Source organism: Ornithinibacillus bavariensis, assembly GCF_050433565.1.
GTDB lineage: Bacteria > Bacillota > Bacilli > Bacillales > Amphibacillaceae > Ornithinibacillus > Ornithinibacillus bavariensis.
The window spans coordinates 15,022-30,956 of sequence record NZ_JBNPWZ010000007.1 but is presented as its reverse complement, the minus strand read 5'-3'; the positions used below and the strand labels follow the sequence as shown (position 1 = coordinate 30,956).

The 15,935-nt window shown below is 37.5% G+C and carries 16 protein-coding genes; 9 read left to right on the top strand and 7 right to left on the bottom strand.

Going from position 1 to position 15,935, the window contains the following annotated elements; all coding sequences use genetic code 11:
* Positions 1-88: 88 nt before the first annotated feature.
* The 8 genes from HNR27_RS12675 to HNR27_RS12640 all read left to right on the top strand — a co-directional run bounded on the left by HNR27_RS12675 (position 89) and on the right by HNR27_RS12640 (position 8,585).
* Positions 89-1,087, top strand: a complete 999-nt coding sequence (locus HNR27_RS12675; protein ID WP_429339993.1) for an ABC transporter ATP-binding protein — start codon at positions 89-91, stop codon at positions 1,085-1,087.
* Positions 1,084-2,079 carry an ABC transporter ATP-binding protein gene (locus HNR27_RS12670; RefSeq protein WP_212920153.1) on the top strand — a complete coding sequence of 332 codons (996 nt, stop codon included), beginning with the start codon at positions 1,084-1,086 and terminating at the stop codon, positions 2,077-2,079. The genes HNR27_RS12675 and HNR27_RS12670 overlap by 4 nt, the downstream gene beginning before the upstream one ends.
* 99 nt (positions 2,080-2,178) lie before the next feature.
* Positions 2,179-3,774 (top strand): ABC transporter substrate-binding protein, encoded by a 1,596-nt coding sequence (locus tag HNR27_RS12665; RefSeq protein ID WP_429339992.1) that lies wholly within the window; start codon positions 2,179-2,181, stop codon positions 3,772-3,774.
* Between the two features lie 82 nt (positions 3,775-3,856).
* The gene (locus tag HNR27_RS12660) at positions 3,857-4,861 is read left to right on the top strand and encodes an ABC transporter permease (protein WP_212920154.1); all 1,005 of its coding nucleotides are present in this window, start codon (positions 3,857-3,859) and stop codon (positions 4,859-4,861) included.
* Between the two features lie 56 nt (positions 4,862-4,917).
* On the top strand, positions 4,918-5,820 hold the full coding sequence (nikC, locus tag HNR27_RS12655) for a nickel transporter permease (RefSeq protein WP_212920155.1): 903 nt from the start codon (positions 4,918-4,920) through the stop codon (positions 5,818-5,820).
* A gap of 171 nt (positions 5,821-5,991) precedes the next feature.
* Complete coding sequence (locus HNR27_RS12650) at positions 5,992-6,579, top strand: DUF6305 family protein (RefSeq protein ID WP_429339991.1); 588 nt, start codon at positions 5,992-5,994, stop codon at positions 6,577-6,579.
* A gap of 25 nt (positions 6,580-6,604) precedes the next feature.
* Positions 6,605-8,002: a sensor histidine kinase gene (locus tag HNR27_RS12645; RefSeq protein WP_429339990.1), complete on the top strand. Its 1,398-nt coding sequence runs from the start codon at positions 6,605-6,607 to the stop codon at positions 8,000-8,002.
* Entirely contained in the window at positions 7,974-8,585 is a 612-nt protein-coding gene (locus tag HNR27_RS12640; RefSeq protein WP_429339989.1) for a response regulator, read from the top strand. The genes HNR27_RS12645 and HNR27_RS12640 overlap by 29 nt, the downstream gene beginning before the upstream one ends.
* Positions 8,586-8,646: 61 nt before the next feature.
* Here the strand turns inward: HNR27_RS12640 and HNR27_RS12635 are convergent, their stop codons facing one another.
* Both HNR27_RS12635 and HNR27_RS12630 read right to left on the bottom strand, forming a co-directional pair.
* A complete protein-coding gene (locus HNR27_RS12635) occupies positions 8,647-9,102 on the bottom strand; it encodes a nucleoside deaminase (RefSeq protein WP_429339988.1) in 456 nt (151 codons plus the stop codon).
* Between the two features lie 11 nt (positions 9,103-9,113).
* Entirely contained in the window at positions 9,114-9,671 is a 558-nt protein-coding gene (locus HNR27_RS12630) for a CDP-alcohol phosphatidyltransferase family protein (protein ID WP_212920160.1), read from the bottom strand.
* 1,415 nt (positions 9,672-11,086) lie between these two features.
* Between HNR27_RS12630 and spxA the strand changes: the two genes are divergently transcribed.
* Positions 11,087-11,482 (top strand): transcriptional regulator SpxA, encoded by a 396-nt coding sequence (spxA, locus tag HNR27_RS12625; RefSeq protein ID WP_212920161.1) that lies wholly within the window; start codon positions 11,087-11,089, stop codon positions 11,480-11,482.
* Between the two features lie 48 nt (positions 11,483-11,530).
* On the opposite strand, the gene guaC is transcribed toward spxA, so the two are convergent.
* From guaC to HNR27_RS12600, 5 genes are all read right to left on the bottom strand, one after another.
* On the bottom strand, positions 11,531-12,514 hold the full coding sequence (gene guaC, locus HNR27_RS12620; protein WP_212920162.1) for a GMP reductase: 984 nt from the start codon (positions 12,512-12,514) through the stop codon (positions 11,531-11,533).
* Between the two features lie 309 nt (positions 12,515-12,823).
* The gene (locus HNR27_RS12615; protein WP_429339987.1) at positions 12,824-13,312 is read right to left on the bottom strand and encodes a DinB family protein; all 489 of its coding nucleotides are present in this window, start codon (positions 13,310-13,312) and stop codon (positions 12,824-12,826) included.
* 165 nt (positions 13,313-13,477) lie between these two features.
* A complete protein-coding gene (locus HNR27_RS12610; RefSeq protein ID WP_429339986.1) occupies positions 13,478-13,873 on the bottom strand; it encodes a hypothetical protein in 396 nt (131 codons plus the stop codon).
* A gap of 113 nt (positions 13,874-13,986) precedes the next feature.
* The gene (locus HNR27_RS12605; protein WP_429339985.1) at positions 13,987-14,337 is read right to left on the bottom strand and encodes a YciI family protein; all 351 of its coding nucleotides are present in this window, start codon (positions 14,335-14,337) and stop codon (positions 13,987-13,989) included.
* A gap of 354 nt (positions 14,338-14,691) precedes the next feature.
* A complete protein-coding gene (locus HNR27_RS12600) occupies positions 14,692-15,699 on the bottom strand; it encodes a ketoacyl-ACP synthase III (protein WP_429339984.1) in 1,008 nt (335 codons plus the stop codon).
* Between the last annotated feature and the right edge of the window lie 236 nt (positions 15,700-15,935).

Genomic DNA, 15,935 nt, shown 5'->3' with positions numbered 1-15,935 from the left:
AAAACATAAATTGATGAAATGATATGTATAATATATATAATTCCGATTTATCAGTTTATTGAAAAAGCCATCAAAGGAGGTTGCTGAAATGGAATCTGTAAAGCCACTACTTGAGGTTAAAAACTTACATACACACTTTTTTACGAAGACTGGAGTGGTCCGAGCTGTTGATGGCGTAAATTTTGATGTGAAGCCAGGAGAAACCTTAGGGATTGTTGGAGAATCGGGATCGGGAAAGAGTATTACTGCGATGTCTATTTTGGGGTTGATTCCGAGTCCACCAGGAAGAATAGTGGACGGAGAAATCCTCTTTAAGGGAGAGGACTTATTAAAAAAGAGTGAAAACCAAATGAGACAAATCCGTGGAAAAGAAATTTCGATGGTATTTCAAGATCCAATGACATCATTAAATCCAGTATTTAGTGTGGAAAAACAGATGGTCGAAACTGTTCTAGCGCACGAGAAGGTGACCAAAAAACAAGCAAGGGAACGAGCAATAGAACTGTTGAATCTTGTTGGTATCCCAGACCCATCAAAGCGTGTTAAAAATTACCCACATGAATTTAGTGGTGGGATGAGACAACGTGTAATGATTGCAATGGCACTTGCTTGTAATCCTTCTTTATTAATTGCGGATGAACCAACGACAGCACTGGATGTTACGATACAAGCTCAAATATTAGAGCTCTTTAAAAAAATGCAGAAGGAACTAGATATGGCGATTATCATGATTACTCATGATCTTGGAGTAGTAGCAGAGGTCTGTGATCGTGTATTGGTTATGTATGCTGGTAAGCCAGCCGAATTTACAGATACGAAGAAGCTCTTTGATCAAGGAAAACATCCCTATACATTAGGGCTAATGAATTCTATCCCAAAAATTTCTCCAAATAAGGAAAAATTAATACCAATTACTGGTCTACCACCGAACCTAGGTGACTTACCGAAGGGCTGTAGCTTTGCTCCAAGATGTAAGCATGTAATGGATAGCTGTCTCTCTATTGATCCTACATTGCAAGAAATTGACGAAAACCATTTTGTTCGCTGTCTATTATACGAAGAATCAAAGAAGGCGGTAACGACATGAGTGCATTATTAGAACTGAAAAATATCAAAAAGCATTTTCCATTAAAAAGTGAGAAGCTCTTCACAAAGGAAAAGCCCTTACTAAAGGCAGTGGATGGTATATCCCTGTCCGTTCGTTCAGGGGAAACGCTTGGATTAGTAGGAGAAAGTGGATGTGGAAAGTCTACAGCAGGCAGGATGGCACTAAAATTGTTAGAGCCAACAGAGGGCGAGATTTGGTTTAAGGGAGAAAATATTACGAATTATCGAGGGGAACAATTAAGGAAGCTTCGAAGAGAAATGCAAATAATTTTCCAGGATCCCTATGCTTCATTAAATCCACGAAAAACGATTGAGCAGACACTTGCTGAACCACTTAAAATCTTTGGCATGCCAAAAGGGCAAGTAACACAGCGAATTGACTATTTATTAGATGTTGTAGGGCTAAGCTCATACCATAAACAGCGCTATCCACATGAATTTAGTGGTGGACAACGTCAACGAATAGGAATTGCTAGAGCACTTGCACTCGAGCCTGAGCTTGTCATTTGTGATGAACCAGTTTCAGCACTTGATGTATCGATACAGGCACAGGTTATCAACCTTATGGAAGAATTACAGGCTGAATTTAACTTAACCTATATCTTCATTGCACATGACTTAAGTGTCGTTCATCACATTAGTGATAGGGTTGCAGTGATGTATTTAGGGAAAATAGTGGAGCTGGGCGACGCAGGTGAGGTGTATAGTAATCCGAAGCATCCGTATACACAAGCATTGCTATCAGCAGTACCTGAGACGAATCCACATCGTGAAAAGGAACGAATAATTTTAAAGGGAGATTTACCTTCACCAGCAAATCCACCAGCAGGCTGTAAATTCCATACAAGATGCCCTTTTGCAGAGGATATTTGTAGAGTACAGGAGCCAGAATTAAAGCTGGTGTCAACAGGTGGTCAGATGGCAGCATGTCACTTTGCTAAAGAGGTAGTGACAGAAGGGAATTTTACTTAATCGTATAGGTTACTAGCTGCTTTTTAGAAATAGCTAGGATTTTTATGAAATGATCCTAGGTTTCATAAATATTATTATGACAAATGAGGGGGAATAAAGTTGAAGAAACGATATTTGTTTATGTTACTTATAATCGTAGCCATGATCCTTAGTGCTTGTGGAGATAGCACAAGTAAGTCAAACAATAAGGACAATGGTGGCGGGGAAAAAACACTCGTATTTGGACGTGGTGCGGATTCGATTCAGTTGGATCCATCAAAGGTAACAGATGGTGAATCCATCTATGTAACAAACCAGATTTATGATACGTTAGTTCGTTATGTTGAAGAAAATACGGAAGTAAAACCAGCACTCGCAACGGAGTGGAATGTTACAGATGATGGTTTAGTTTGGACCTTCCAGCTACGAGATGATGTTAAGTTCCATGATGGCACTGACTTCACCGCAGAGGATGTAGTTTATAACTTTGAACGCTGGACTACTTCGGCAGAATTTACATACTACGGTTACATGTTTGGGGCTTCTGAGGATGATATGGGTGGAATTATTGAAAAGGTAGAAGCTACAGGAGATTATGAAGTGCAAATTACATTATCTGAACCGAATGCACCGTTCTTACAGACATTAGCGATGCCACCATTTGGAATTGCTAGTCCAGATGCAATAGAAGAGCATGGGGATAATTATTTTAAAAACCCTATTGGAACAGGACCTTTTGTATTCAAGGAGTGGGTTCCAGACGATAGCATTACCCTTACAAAAAATGAAGATTATTTTGGTGAAGTAGCAAAAATTGATAAGGTTATATTCCGTGTGATTCCAGATAATGGTGCTCGTTTTATGGAATTACAGGCTGGAACAATTGACATCATGGAAGGGTTAAACCCACAGGATATTGCGACCGCTGAGGGTGATGATGCATTACAAATTATTCGCAGACCTTCGATGAACGTTTCCTATATGGCGATGAATATGGATAAAGGTGGACCTATGTCAGACAAACTGGTTCGTCAAGCAATCAATATGGCAATTAATAAGGATGAACTAATTGCATTATATGAGGGTGTTGGAAAGGAAGCTAAAAATCCAATTCCACCATCATTGTGGGGATTTAATGATGATATTGAGCCTTATGCTTATGATGTTGAGAAAGCAAAGGCTTTGCTTGCAGAGGCTGGCTATGCAGATGGTTTTGATATTACCCTTCACACATTCTCTAATCCAAGACCATATATGCCACAGCCAAAGCTAGCTGCCCAAGCAATTGCAGAAATGCTAAAAGAAGTAAATATTAATGTGGAAATAACTGAAAGTGATTGGGATACGCATTTAGCAACAGTAGAAAACGGTGAGCATGACATGGCATTCTTAGGCTGGACTGGTGATAACGGTGATCCAGATAACTTCCTATATGTTCTTTTAGATAAGGATAATGCGACTGTAGGTTCAGCAGGAAATATTGCTTTTTATAAAAGTGATGAGGTTCATGACATTTTAAAAGCAGCACAAGTAGAAATGGATCAGGATAAGCGCACGGAACTTTATCTAAAGGTACAGGAAATAATCCATGAGGATGCTCCATGGGTACCAATTGCCCACACGACACCACCGCTTGCAGCGAAAAGCAGTGTTGTTGACTTTGTGCCACACCCAACAGGAAGTGAGCCATTCAATCTACTAGATATTAAAAAATAGATATTAGAGAATTGTTGTCTCATAGGGTAAATATTCCCTATGAGGCAACATCTTTATTGAAGGAAAACGGAGGAATAAAGCGATGTTAAAATACATTACTAGTAGACTACTCATGCTAATCCCCGTGCTCATCGGAGTCTCCATTCTTGCTTTTTCCCTCATTCACTTAGTACCTGGAGATCCTGCAAGAAGCATATTAGGTGAGAAGGCAACTGCTGCTCAATTAGAAGCATTACGCAATGAACTCGGATTAAATGATCCGTATGTCGTGCAATATGGTAGGTTTTTAGGACATATTTTGCAAGGTGATCTAGGAAAGTCCATTCAATCAAAGGAAAGTATTGGAGTGGAATTGATTCAGAAGCTACCAGCAACAATAGAATTAGCGATATTCGCGATGGTAATTGCCATTGTTATTGGAGTATTAGCAGGTGTTATAGCAGCAGTTAAGCAATATTCGTGGTTTGACAATATAAGTATGACGGTTTCTCTATTCGGTGTTTCCTTACCAATTTTTTGGCTAGGACTAATGATGATTTGGATATTTTCCGTTACGTTTAATATTCTCCCTCCAAGTGGACGCCTAACAACTGGGGTTGAATTAAACACCATTACGAATTTTTATTTATTAGACAGTATCCTTACTGGAAACTGGGTAGCTTTAAAGGATGCGTTTTTGCATTTGTTAATGCCTGGTATAGCACTAGCAACAATTCCGATGGCTATTATTGCTCGGATGACGAGATCTAGCATGCTAGAAGTAATGCGCCAAGATTATATTCGAACTGCTAATGCAAAGGGTTTACGTAAAACGATTATTATCTTTCAACATGCCTTAAAAAATGCCTCCTTACCTGTATTAACAGTTGTTGGCCTACAGTTTGGGTTATTGCTAGGAGGTGCAGTGCTTACAGAATCCATTTTTTCCTGGCCGGGAGTTGGTCGGTATGTCTATCTAGCAGTTCTTGGACGAGATTATCCAGTTGTCCAGAGTACGATCTTAGTAATTGCAGCTATCTTCGTGTTCGTCAATTTAATTACGGATATTCTATATAAGTATCTAGATCCAAGAATAAAGTATGAGTAGGTTTGACGATTAATGGAATTTGTTTCGGTAAAAGACGAAGAAAGGATGTGCAGCCAATGTCTATAGAACCAATTCCAAATGTAGAAGTTGAGCAGGGAAAAGTGAAATCTACAAAATCAAGAAGTCTCGGAATGGAAGCATTGTTCCGGCTCTTGAGAAGTAAGACTTCCATTGTTGGCTTAATAATTATCCTAATTTTGATGATTACAGCTTTATTTGCGCCGTTAATTGCCACCCATGATCCAACAGTCCAAAGTATTCCCAATCGATATCAAGCACCCTCCAGTGAACATATACTAGGAACGGATGAATTGGGACGGGATATTTTTAGTAGAATCGTGTTTGGAACTAGAATTTCAATCCAAATTGGACTTATCGCTGTTGGAATCTCAATGGTAGTTGGTGTGTTCTTAGGAGCTGTTGCTGGCTATTTTGGTAAATGGGTGGACCAGATTGTTATGCGTTTTATTGATATCATGATGGCATTTCCTAGTATTCTATTAGCAATAGCTCTAGTAGCGGTACTTGGTCCAAATTTACGAAATGCGATGATTGCGGTCGGTATTGTAGGAGTACCCCAATTTGCAAGGATTGTACGATCAGCAGTGTTATCTGTAAAGGAAACAGAGTTCATTGAAGCAGCAAGGGCAATAGGTGGAAAGCATGGCAGAATATTGTTTGGGCATGTACTGCCTAATAGCATGGCACCGATTATCGTACAAGCAACATTAGGGATTGGTACAGCTATTTTAGATGCTGCTGGCCTTAGTTTCTTAGGCCTAGGTGCACAACCACCGACACCAGAATGGGGAGCGATGCTTAGTGATGGTCGTGCAGCTATTCAACATGCTCCATGGGTTGTTGCCTTTCCAGGGCTAGCGATCTTTCTATTCGTATTAGGCTTTAACCTATTTGGAGATGGACTACGTGATGCATTAGACCCAAAATTGAAAGAATAGTAACATTTCTGGTAATTCCATAGTATTATTAAGGATAAAGTTAATGGCTTTATCCTTTTGTCATTTACCAAAATAGAGTTTTTTTCTATGAATTGTGATTAGTAAGGTGATGCTCCAGAGAGCAGTGGAACGCTTCTTAGAAACACATATTACAATTGGAGGTGAGCAGTCATGAGGAAGTTTTTACCAGCCTTTGTTTGCTTTTGTCTAGCACTCATTCTTGTTCCTAGTTCTATAGGATCCACCACTTCTAAAATCAATACATACCCGAATTTACCAGCACCAATCGCAAAGGAAAGGATCTTGATTACATCAGCGGGACAAGCTGTAGAAGGGGCGATTATGCAATCCATCGCAGAAAATCTTAACTTAGAAGCGGATTATCGACCACGTGCTCTGGACACGGACTTGTATGAATATAAGAGTGTAGTCATTGTAGTTGGCTATAGCAAAAATGGCTTAGCTCAAACTGTGAGGAATTTCCAAGAGGAGTTATCACGTTCTAAGCACTTAGTACAGGAGGCAGAGGCTAATGGGATCTCTGTCATCGTAGTTGATTTTTCTGGTTCCCTTCGTAATGATTCCACGACCTGGAAGCTGCTAGAAGAAGTTATTCCCCATTGTACATACTATATTGGTTTCTCTCATACGAAGAAAATGGATAAACTACATGCAATAGTAAAGGAGCATCATATACCAATAACACTCATTGATCAGATAATGGATATAGAGGTTCCTTTTAATTCAGCTTATCGTTAAGGGTATGTGGAAAAAGGATGATGATATGAGCTTAAATGATAATCAGATATCGACCAAGACATTATCTGGAACAATTCTATTAATTATTGGCATTTTATTTCCAAATATTGTAGAAGACTGGACAACCTATGTCATTGAAAATATTGAAGCAAGTATCTTGCTAAAAGATGGAGGGAAATTGGTCATTACTTCGATTGTCTACATGACTAAATACTGCTTTATCTTCTTTTTTATATTTTTTGGGGCAATACTTGTTACGGATGGCATGCTGGTAAAAAAGGACCATCCATATCGACTTTATTTCTACGCTGTTTTAGTTCTAGTAACGATAGCTATATACAACTATCTCCATCTGGAAAACTTTTCCTATATTGGTCACTTACTGACATTAGCTATATTACTATGTTTACAGAACTACATTCCCAAACAAAAATACTATTATGTCATCTATTCTATCATTCTATTATTTGTCTTAATGGCAATGAACTGGGTGCAGCTTATTCCAGCTCTATCAGTGCTTGGGCTAGGCACAGATGATATGGCAGTTAGCCTTAAAATTACTGACCACTACTTATCAAACAACTATTTATTAAATACATTAGCATCTATTCTGTTTGTTGTTTTTTTGGTTATTCCAATTACGTTGACCTTTTTAGTTCATTTATTGAACAAACAGATTATGGCGATGGAAAAAATACAGGAAAGTGAGTCTGCACTAAAGGCAGCACGGATTGCGTTAGTAGAATCGAAGGTATATGAAGAGGTTAATTCATTGGTGCATGATTTGAAGACTCCACTCTCGACAATCGAAGGCTTATCCTCTTTAATCAAAATGCGATTACAGCATAAGGCGGAAACATCCATTGATAACTACCTAGATCGAATGGGTGGATCGATTCAAAAAATGAATGATATGATCTCGGAAATATTATATGAAGATATTAAACAACCAATTTCTGTAAAAGAGCTATTAGAGTATGTCACAAGCCACCTCATTCTAGCAGAACAGAATATCGAAATCGATATAAGCATAGAAGATAATATACCAAATATTTATGTAAATAAAATAATATTTTCCAGAGCAGTATCGAACATTCTCGAAAACGCTATCGCCTCACTAGCTGGAAAAGCAGGGAAGATTACTGTTGATGTTACGAGAATAGAGGAAAGTATTATATTTAAATTTCTTGATAATGGTCCAGGTATAGAAGCATCCCATCTGCAAGATATATGGGAGGATGGATTTAGTACGAGAAATTCATCTGGCATTGGACTATCTTTCGTGAAAACAGTTGTAGAAAACCATCAAGGAACAATTCAAGTGGATAGTTCCCCTGGAAGCTATACACAGGTTTACATTACACTTCCATTATATGAAAAGGGTGAAAAGGTAGATGAGTATAACTATCTTAGTCGTGGATGACGATGAAAATATTCGGTTTACGTTAAAGGAAATTTGTCATTATGCAGAGTGGAATGTACTAGAAGCGGCAACAGGCAAGGATGCTGTAGAGCTGTTTAAACAAATGCGCCCTGATCTTGTGTTACTGGATTATCATTTGCCTCATGGAGATGGTATTAGCACTACAAAAACAATCCGAAAGCGAGATCAGCATGTACCGATAATAGTCTTAACCGTAGATGAAAGGCAGGAGGTGGCTGATTCATTCATGGAGGCCGGGGCTACCGACTTTGCCTTAAAGCCAATTAAGGCGCCAGATTTAATCTCAAGAATTCGATTAAACCTTAGAATAAGTAAGCTAACAAAAGAGCATCATAGTGCATTTGTTGATAAAGGAATAAAATCAGATACACTAATGTCCATAAAAGGCCATTTATTAAATCAGGAGGACGCGGTCACCATTGATGAAGTCAAAGACGCATTACCAATCGCTTATCAGACGGTTCATCGGTACTTAAACTATTTAGAGGGAAAAGGTGAGGTAGAGGTAATTACTCAGTATGGAAAGAAAGGCAGGCCAAAGAATCGGTACCGGTTGATATAGAGGTATAAAGGAAGGGGACAGATGCTGTCCCCTTAAAACGTATCGAACTCTATTATGAAATTTAGTTTTCTTTATCCTTCCATAGCTCCATCGGATTTAGTTGCTCCGCTGTAAGTGGGATTTGTTTTATATCAAGCGAAATTTCCTGTTTATCCTTCTTCAATTCCGCATAGATAAATTTAGATTTACCCAATCCTACAGCTTCAGCGTCGTCCACAGATTGACAGTAAAAGATTTTTGTAATCCCGACAAAATACATAGCAGCTAGGCACATGGGGCATGGTTCTCCACTAGCATACATAGTGAATTCAGATAAATCGTTCGTATTTAATTTTTTCTGGGCTCTTCTTATCGCAAGCAATTCCGCATGACCGCTAATATCGAAATTCTTATGTAACTCATTTACCCCTTCTGAAATCACTTCATTACCTTTTACTAGTACAGCTCCGAATGGCTGCCCACCATCCTGAACATTATGAATAGCTAGTTCAATTGCTCTTTTCATGTGTGTATCCATCAAATATCCTCCTATGTTCTTCTATAAAGTCTCATAAACTCCGGAATGTATAGGATGAATGCCAACCCTAAAAATATACCGGTAATAAGCATAAGAATAGAAGCAGCATGTGGATGTATTTCTGGAAAGCCAATTAAGATGAATGTAGCCGCATAAAATACAGCAGTTGACACTTTACCAAACCACATGGCACCATCCAATTTTTTGCCTCTCTTTAATAAAATCAGACCATTAATACCCATAAAAAGCTCTTTAATAACTAGTAATACAACCAATACCCACATATAGTAGTAGCGAAACATTAAGCAACCAACAATGGCAGCTTGTGTAAGTTTATCTGCTACCGGATCAACAGTTTTGCCCAGCTCAGTTATCTGATTGAATCTCCTCGCTATTAATCCATCGAGCATATCCGTTAGCCCGGAAAACAGGATAATAATAGCGGCAACATAATAATCATGCGCACTTTCTGCAGTGATATAGATAAACACGAATATTGGAATGAGTATTAGTCTTATATAAGATAAGATATTTGGTATAGAAAATATTTCTTTTCTTGTAAGCCGCACAATGATATCCCCCTAGAAGCACCTCACGTAGACGTTAGTAAATTATTCCTATTGGTATTGTAACGGTTATGAGAGATATTTGAAAGTGGAAGGCACGAAAATACAGGAAAGTAAAGGAAAATCATGTTTGGTTCCACTTTCTATTAGACAGAAACCCAGCAAAGAGCATGATTCAGTCTAATAGAACTGCTCTAATAGACTGAAACCCAGCAAAAAGCCTAATTCGGTCTAATAGAAATGCTCTAATAGACAGAAACTCAGAAGAAAGCCTAATTCAGTCTAATAGAAATGCTCTAATAGACAGAAACTCAGAAGAAAGCCAAATTCAGTCTAATAGAACTGCTCTAAAAGACCGAAACTCAGAATAAAGCCTAACTCAGTCTAATAGAAGTGCTCTAATAGACCAAAACTCAGAAGAAAGCCTAATTCAGTCTAATAGAAGTGCTCTAATAGACTGAAACCCAGCAAAAAAGCCCAACTCAGTCCAATAGAACTGCTCTAATAGACTGAAACCCAGAAGAAAGCCAAATTCAGTCTAATAGAACTGCTCTAATAGACTGAAACTCAGAATAAAGCCTAATTCAGTCTAATAGAACTGCTCTAATAGACCGAAAACCAGAAGAAAGCCAAATTCAGTCTAATAGAAGTGCTCTAATAGACTGAAACCCAGCAAAAAAGCCCAACTCAGTCCAATAGAACTGCTCTAATAGACTGAAACCCAGAAGAAAGCCAAATTCAGTCTAATAGAACTGCTCTAATAGACTGAAACTCAGAATAAAGCCAAATTCAGTCTAATAGAACTGCTCTAATAGACCGAAAACCAGCAGAAAGCCTAATTCAGTCTAATAGAAGTGCTCTAATAGACTGAAACTCAGAAGAAAGCCTAATTCAGTCTAATAGAAGTGCTCTAATAGACCGAAACTCGGTAAAAAGCCCAATTAAGTCCAATAAAAGCATTAAAAATAGACAAAAACTCAGAAATAAAATAGGTCTTCCCTCTCATTATTTTTCCGTACTATTCTGATAAAATAACAATGGTATGAAGCACTATTTATTTTTCTTGCTTCAATTCTAGATAAACGTGCATAACATTGGGGGCCTTATGGGTATACTTTTCAATAGGGCTTTACTATAAGAGTTGTTAGACCTGTACTAGTGGAGAATGTGAAGTTGCTGAAGAATATGGGCAAATGCTTGTTTTTCGTTGTTATAGTAATTGAAAACAATTGATATGAGTAAAGGAAGGCAGGTTGACACTGCCTTAAAACTGTAATAAAATTATATTGAATTAAAGATAATTAATTAAAGTGATATAGATTTATATGGGAATTGGAGAAGTCTCCATAGGATGAACCATAGGAAATTATCTGTGGATGATTATTTAAATCTCTTCTAAAGAGAAAGGAAGTAATTGCATGGTAACTTTATACGTTACACCTAGTTGTACATCCTGCAGAAAGGCTAAAGCATGGTTTCAAGAAAATAACATTCCTTACAAGGAACGTAATATCTTTTCGGAACCGTTAACCTTCGATGAGATTAAAGGTATATTACGATTAACAGAAGATGGTACAGAAGAAATCATTTCCGAACGTTCCAAGGTTTTCAAGGAGATGGATGTTGATATTGAACAGCTTCCAATGAAAGAGTTGTATCAATTAATCCAGAAAAATCCAGGACTGTTAAGAAGACCAATTATTATCGACGAAAAGCGTCTGCAAGTTGGGTATAACGAGGATGAAATTCGTCGTTTCCTACCAAGATCAGTTCGGACTTTCCAATTACACCAGCTTCAAAAAATGGTAGACTAATGTAAAGAAGAGGTGAGCACCTAAATGCTCACCTCTTCTTTTTGTATTTTAATAAACCTTGTCGCCATTGAAAATAGAGTTTTTCACAACTACATAATCAACATTGCGGATAGCATCTAGCTTATTTCCACCTGCATACGAGATCGATGATTGAAGGTCTTGCTCCATTTCGATTAATGTGTCTTTTAAATAGCCTCGATGCTCAACAAGCATTTTCTTTCCTTCTACATTCTTTCTTTCCCCTTTTTGGAATTCAGATGCAGAACCAAAGTACTCTTTAAATAATTTTCCTTCTTTTTCAACGGTTTCCCCAGGAGATTCCTCGTGCCCAGCAAATAGTGAACCGATCATCACCATGGAAGCCCCGAATCGTACAGATTTTGCAATATCACCATGTGTGCGGATACCACCGTCAGCAATAATTGGCTTGCTTGCAGCTTTTGCACACCAACGAAGTGCAGCTAATTGCCAGCCACCTGTACCAAATCCAGTTTTAATTTTTGTAATACAAACCTTACCAGGTCCAATACCAACCTTCGTAGCATCAGCCCCAGCATTTTCTAATTCACGTACTGCTTCAGGAGTACCGACATTACCTGCTATAACAAAGCTTTCAGGTAAGTGCTTCTTAATATGTTGAATCATATTAATGACTGCATTGGAATGTCCGTGTGCAATGTCTATTGTGATGTATTCTGGAGTAAGATTTTGCTCTTTTAGCTCTTCAATAAAACGATATTCTTCTTCTTTTACACCAACACTAATGGACGCGTATAATCCACGTTCCTGCATATCCTTAACGAAATCGATTCGCTTTTCAGGTTGAAAACGATGCATGATATAAAAGTAACCGTCTTCTGCTAAGGTTAAAGCAATTTTTTCATCTATAATAGTCTGCATATTTGCGGGTACGACTGGTAATTTAAATTTACGCCCACCGAATGTAACAGACGTATCACATTCAGAACGGCTATTAACGATACATTTTGCGGGAATTAATTGGATATCTTCGTAATCAAATACATTCTCCATAACTTACACCCCTAAATACGAATATTTTATTTAATGTTAAAATCAATTGTTCGACATTAGCTAATTTACTATAATTCTAATAATATGTCAAATTTCATATTTAGGTTGTACTAAATGCTTAAAAAAGTTGCATCATTCCCAGGTGTTTTTAAAATCGGGTGATTATAAGCTGTAAGAGAGTGGGAAATAGCATACAAAAACACTTGGATAAAGAACGGCACCCAACTGTTTATGGACTGTCTAAGGTTAGGGATGTTCAAATCCAAGCGTTTTTTTATCAATCCATCATTCTTAATGGATGAAAGAATATTATAATCTGCCCCTGGTATCCCTGTTTTCTTGTAGCTTTCGTATATAGACGATTTGACCGATATGATAGGCGTTATGTGTAATAGCATTTCCGAGTACCTCATACCATTTTGCCGATAAGCTGAATCCAACTACATCACTTTCGAGTTGTTCCTCAGTTAGCAGGTTCTGCCATTGTAACAGCACCACTTCTAATTGCTCTCTTAATTCAGTAAACTTTCTATTCTTTGGGATAACAAAGCTTTCATCATTATTTTCTATCGGGGTTACTGCTAAGACATTCGCTTTTTTAAATCTTATTTGCCATGTTTCATTCCAGTAGATAAGATGCTGTATAATCTCAGCAATACTATGACTATTTTCAGTTGGCTTCCAAAAAGCTTCTTCCTCAGATAGGTTTTCAACTGCTTCGGTAAATGGAAGATACCAGCTTGGGTCATTCGCATTTGCTAAAAACTGATCTAATAAAAGCTTCTTAACATGCGGCATGCTGTTTCAGCTCCTTTAGTAATGGTTCAAAGACCTTGTAAGTAGATCTAACACCTTTTATTCGACGTATTACTAAATTTCCTTTTAGACTTCCTTTTCTTATTTAGTAATACAGTTAATCATTTGATGGAATGAAAGCATTCGTTTGATAAAATGGACAAGTTATCAACCTTCAACAATCGCAAGGTATTTTAGTGTTTTTCCTTCCGATTCGACAATTAGTATATCTCCTCTTTCCTTTACGGCAAAAATCTTTGCGCCAACTGGAAGCTTATTCGCCATTTCATCTTTAAAGTCTGTATTTGAATCATTTTGTACTTTTATTTCACCGATTTGTTCTCCTTTTGATAAAGATAATTCTTCCACCCAGTCAATGTTAGTCCTATAAATTACTCCATCATACTGAAATATATCAGCATCGGGTTCTAATGTTAATACTTCTTCGGCATCAATGTTATCTATTGTTACTGTTCCTTTGTTTTTCTCTCCTTTTAAAGAGCATCCACTAATAGTAAATAAAGCAACTACAATTGAAGTGAAAAATAGTCTTTGTATCCTCACTTTAACATCCCCTTTCTAATAGGACGTTAGAAGTCTTACAACTGTTCCTTCTGAAACCTTATTTTCCTAAAAGGTGGTTAAGAATATAATTAGAGGAAATAGTGTTTAACATTTCACTCGTTTGTTGGAAGAGTACCTTCATTTCCAACTGTTCCGTTTTCTTCAGTCACTGGTATATCCATCAACCAATTATTATCCTCGTTTGCTTCCATTAACTCATTTACTTCATATGTAGCATAATAACCCTCTTTGATAAATGGGTCATTTTCAACAAGCCTTATTGCCTCATCAATTGTTTTACAAATCAATATTTGCATTGCGCTATCATTATCCTTAAAGGGCCCGCAGAGAAATAGCCTCCTATCCTTAGTCAAGCGCTGTAAATGGCTAACGTGTTTGTGTAATAATTCCTTTGTTAGTTCCCCTTTCTTTTTATCCTTTAAAATAGCAACATATTTCCTCATAGAGCACCTCTCCTTTTTAGGTAGACTGTGTCAAAAGATAAAAAAATCAACAGGAGTTATCATGCTATGATGGTTCCTGTTGAAAAATATGGAATATAAATGGCTGGATATAATCTTCAGCGTGGATAAGCTGTCTAATACTACAGTTAGTTTCTTATACGTACTCCCTCTTTAATCACACAATAACCCACTGTATCCTCAATAAACGCGCTGAAATTAGCTGTTCGTACAAGGTTGTTCACGAGAAACATAATGCTTCGATTAAATTTCTAAAAAATAAAATTCATTTATCTGAGCATTTTTTTTTACTATTGCCCCATTCGCTCAAGTAGATGGTTTCATAAGTTTTTTCTACTACAATGGTCTTGGCTCATTTACTTGTTCGTCTAAATCGATATCTAGCAATTGACCAGCATGAACCAAACCAGAGCCGAAGCCGTATAAAAGCACTCGGTCTCCATTTTTTACTTTTCCATCACGAATACCTAGGTCAAGTGCTAAAGGAATTGTTGCAGCAGAGCTATTTCCAAAATTGATCAAGCTATAAAGCGTTTTTTCTATTGGATATCCTAGCTTTTCGCAAATCGGTTCGATGAGCCGTAAGTTAGCACTGTGAGGGATAAACCAATCAACCTGCTCTAGACTCGTTTGTGTTTTTTCTAAAATTTGATGTACGCTTTTGGGAATATTTCTTACAACCCATCGAAAAACTTCCCTGCCGTTTTGTACGAGATATTGCGTATCGACTAACTCAATCCCATTAACTTTTTTAGACAGACCAGTTCGGTATACATTTTGTGCTCCACTTCCGTCACTTCCCATATGGAATCCAATAAAACTTTTCGCTTGTTCGTCCCTTTCTACCAATACGGCGCCAGCACCGTCACCAAATAAAATACATGTACTTCTATCCGTATAATCGGTAATTTTGGAGAGAGTATCTGCCCCTATTACAAGTATCTTCTTATGAAGTCCAGAAGCAATAAGGCTATGGGCTGTATGCAATGCATAAACAAAGCCTGCACAAGCAGCACTTAAATCAATGGCCCCTGTTTGAGCAATATTTAAGCGGTTTTGTACGATACTTGAAACAGATGGAAATGGAAAATCTGGGGTACTTGTTGCAACGATGATCATATCAACATCTTCCACATTTTTATCATACCGATGCATTAAATCCTTTACTGCAGCCTCACATAAATCACTTGTGAATTCATCGGGACGGCTAATTCTACGTTCGTGAATTCCTGTTCTTTCGATAATCCATTCATTGCTTGTTTCAACCATTTGCTCAAGCTCATAATTGGTCAGCCTTTTTTCAGGTACATACGTACCAATTGCTGTTATTCTTGCTCCTACCAAATTAGTCACCTCTTTTATAAGTTGGTATTAGTATCTAGTACCAATTATAACGATGTATATTATTGAAAAGCAACTTTAATTCTTTACTTTAAAAATTAAAAAGGGTTACTTTCTTTGAAGTAACCTCTCTGTTCGTTAAAGAATATTCCACATACACTTATCTGTTATACATATTTTGTATCGACCACAGAAGCCCATAGCAATGTTCTAATCTTCTCCATAAAAACGGATCTACT

Coding starts and splice junctions, on each gene's coding strand:
- HNR27_RS12675 (WP_429339993.1), top strand. CDS start 89: ATGGAATCTGTAAAGCCACTACTTGAGGTTAAAAACTTACATACACAC.
- HNR27_RS12670 (WP_212920153.1), top strand. CDS start 1,084: ATGAGTGCATTATTAGAACTGAAAAATATCAAAAAGCATTTTCCATTA.
- HNR27_RS12660 (WP_212920154.1), top strand. CDS start 3,857: ATGTTAAAATACATTACTAGTAGACTACTCATGCTAATCCCCGTGCTC.
- nikC (WP_212920155.1), top strand. CDS start 4,918: ATGTCTATAGAACCAATTCCAAATGTAGAAGTTGAGCAGGGAAAAGTG.
- HNR27_RS12650 (WP_429339991.1), top strand. CDS start 5,992: ATGAGGAAGTTTTTACCAGCCTTTGTTTGCTTTTGTCTAGCACTCATT.
- HNR27_RS12645 (WP_429339990.1), top strand. CDS start 6,605: ATGAGCTTAAATGATAATCAGATATCGACCAAGACATTATCTGGAACA.
- HNR27_RS12640 (WP_429339989.1), top strand. CDS start 7,974: ATGAGTATAACTATCTTAGTCGTGGATGACGATGAAAATATTCGGTTT.
- HNR27_RS12635 (WP_429339988.1), bottom strand. CDS start 9,102: ATGGATACACACATGAAAAGAGCAATTGAACTAGCTATTCATAATGTT.
- spxA (WP_212920161.1), top strand. CDS start 11,087: ATGGTAACTTTATACGTTACACCTAGTTGTACATCCTGCAGAAAGGCT.
- guaC (WP_212920162.1), bottom strand. CDS start 12,514: ATGGAGAATGTATTTGATTACGAAGATATCCAATTAATTCCCGCAAAA.
- HNR27_RS12615 (WP_429339987.1), bottom strand. CDS start 13,312: ATGCCGCATGTTAAGAAGCTTTTATTAGATCAGTTTTTAGCAAATGCG.
- HNR27_RS12605 (WP_429339985.1), bottom strand. CDS start 14,337: ATGAGGAAATATGTTGCTATTTTAAAGGATAAAAAGAAAGGGGAACTA.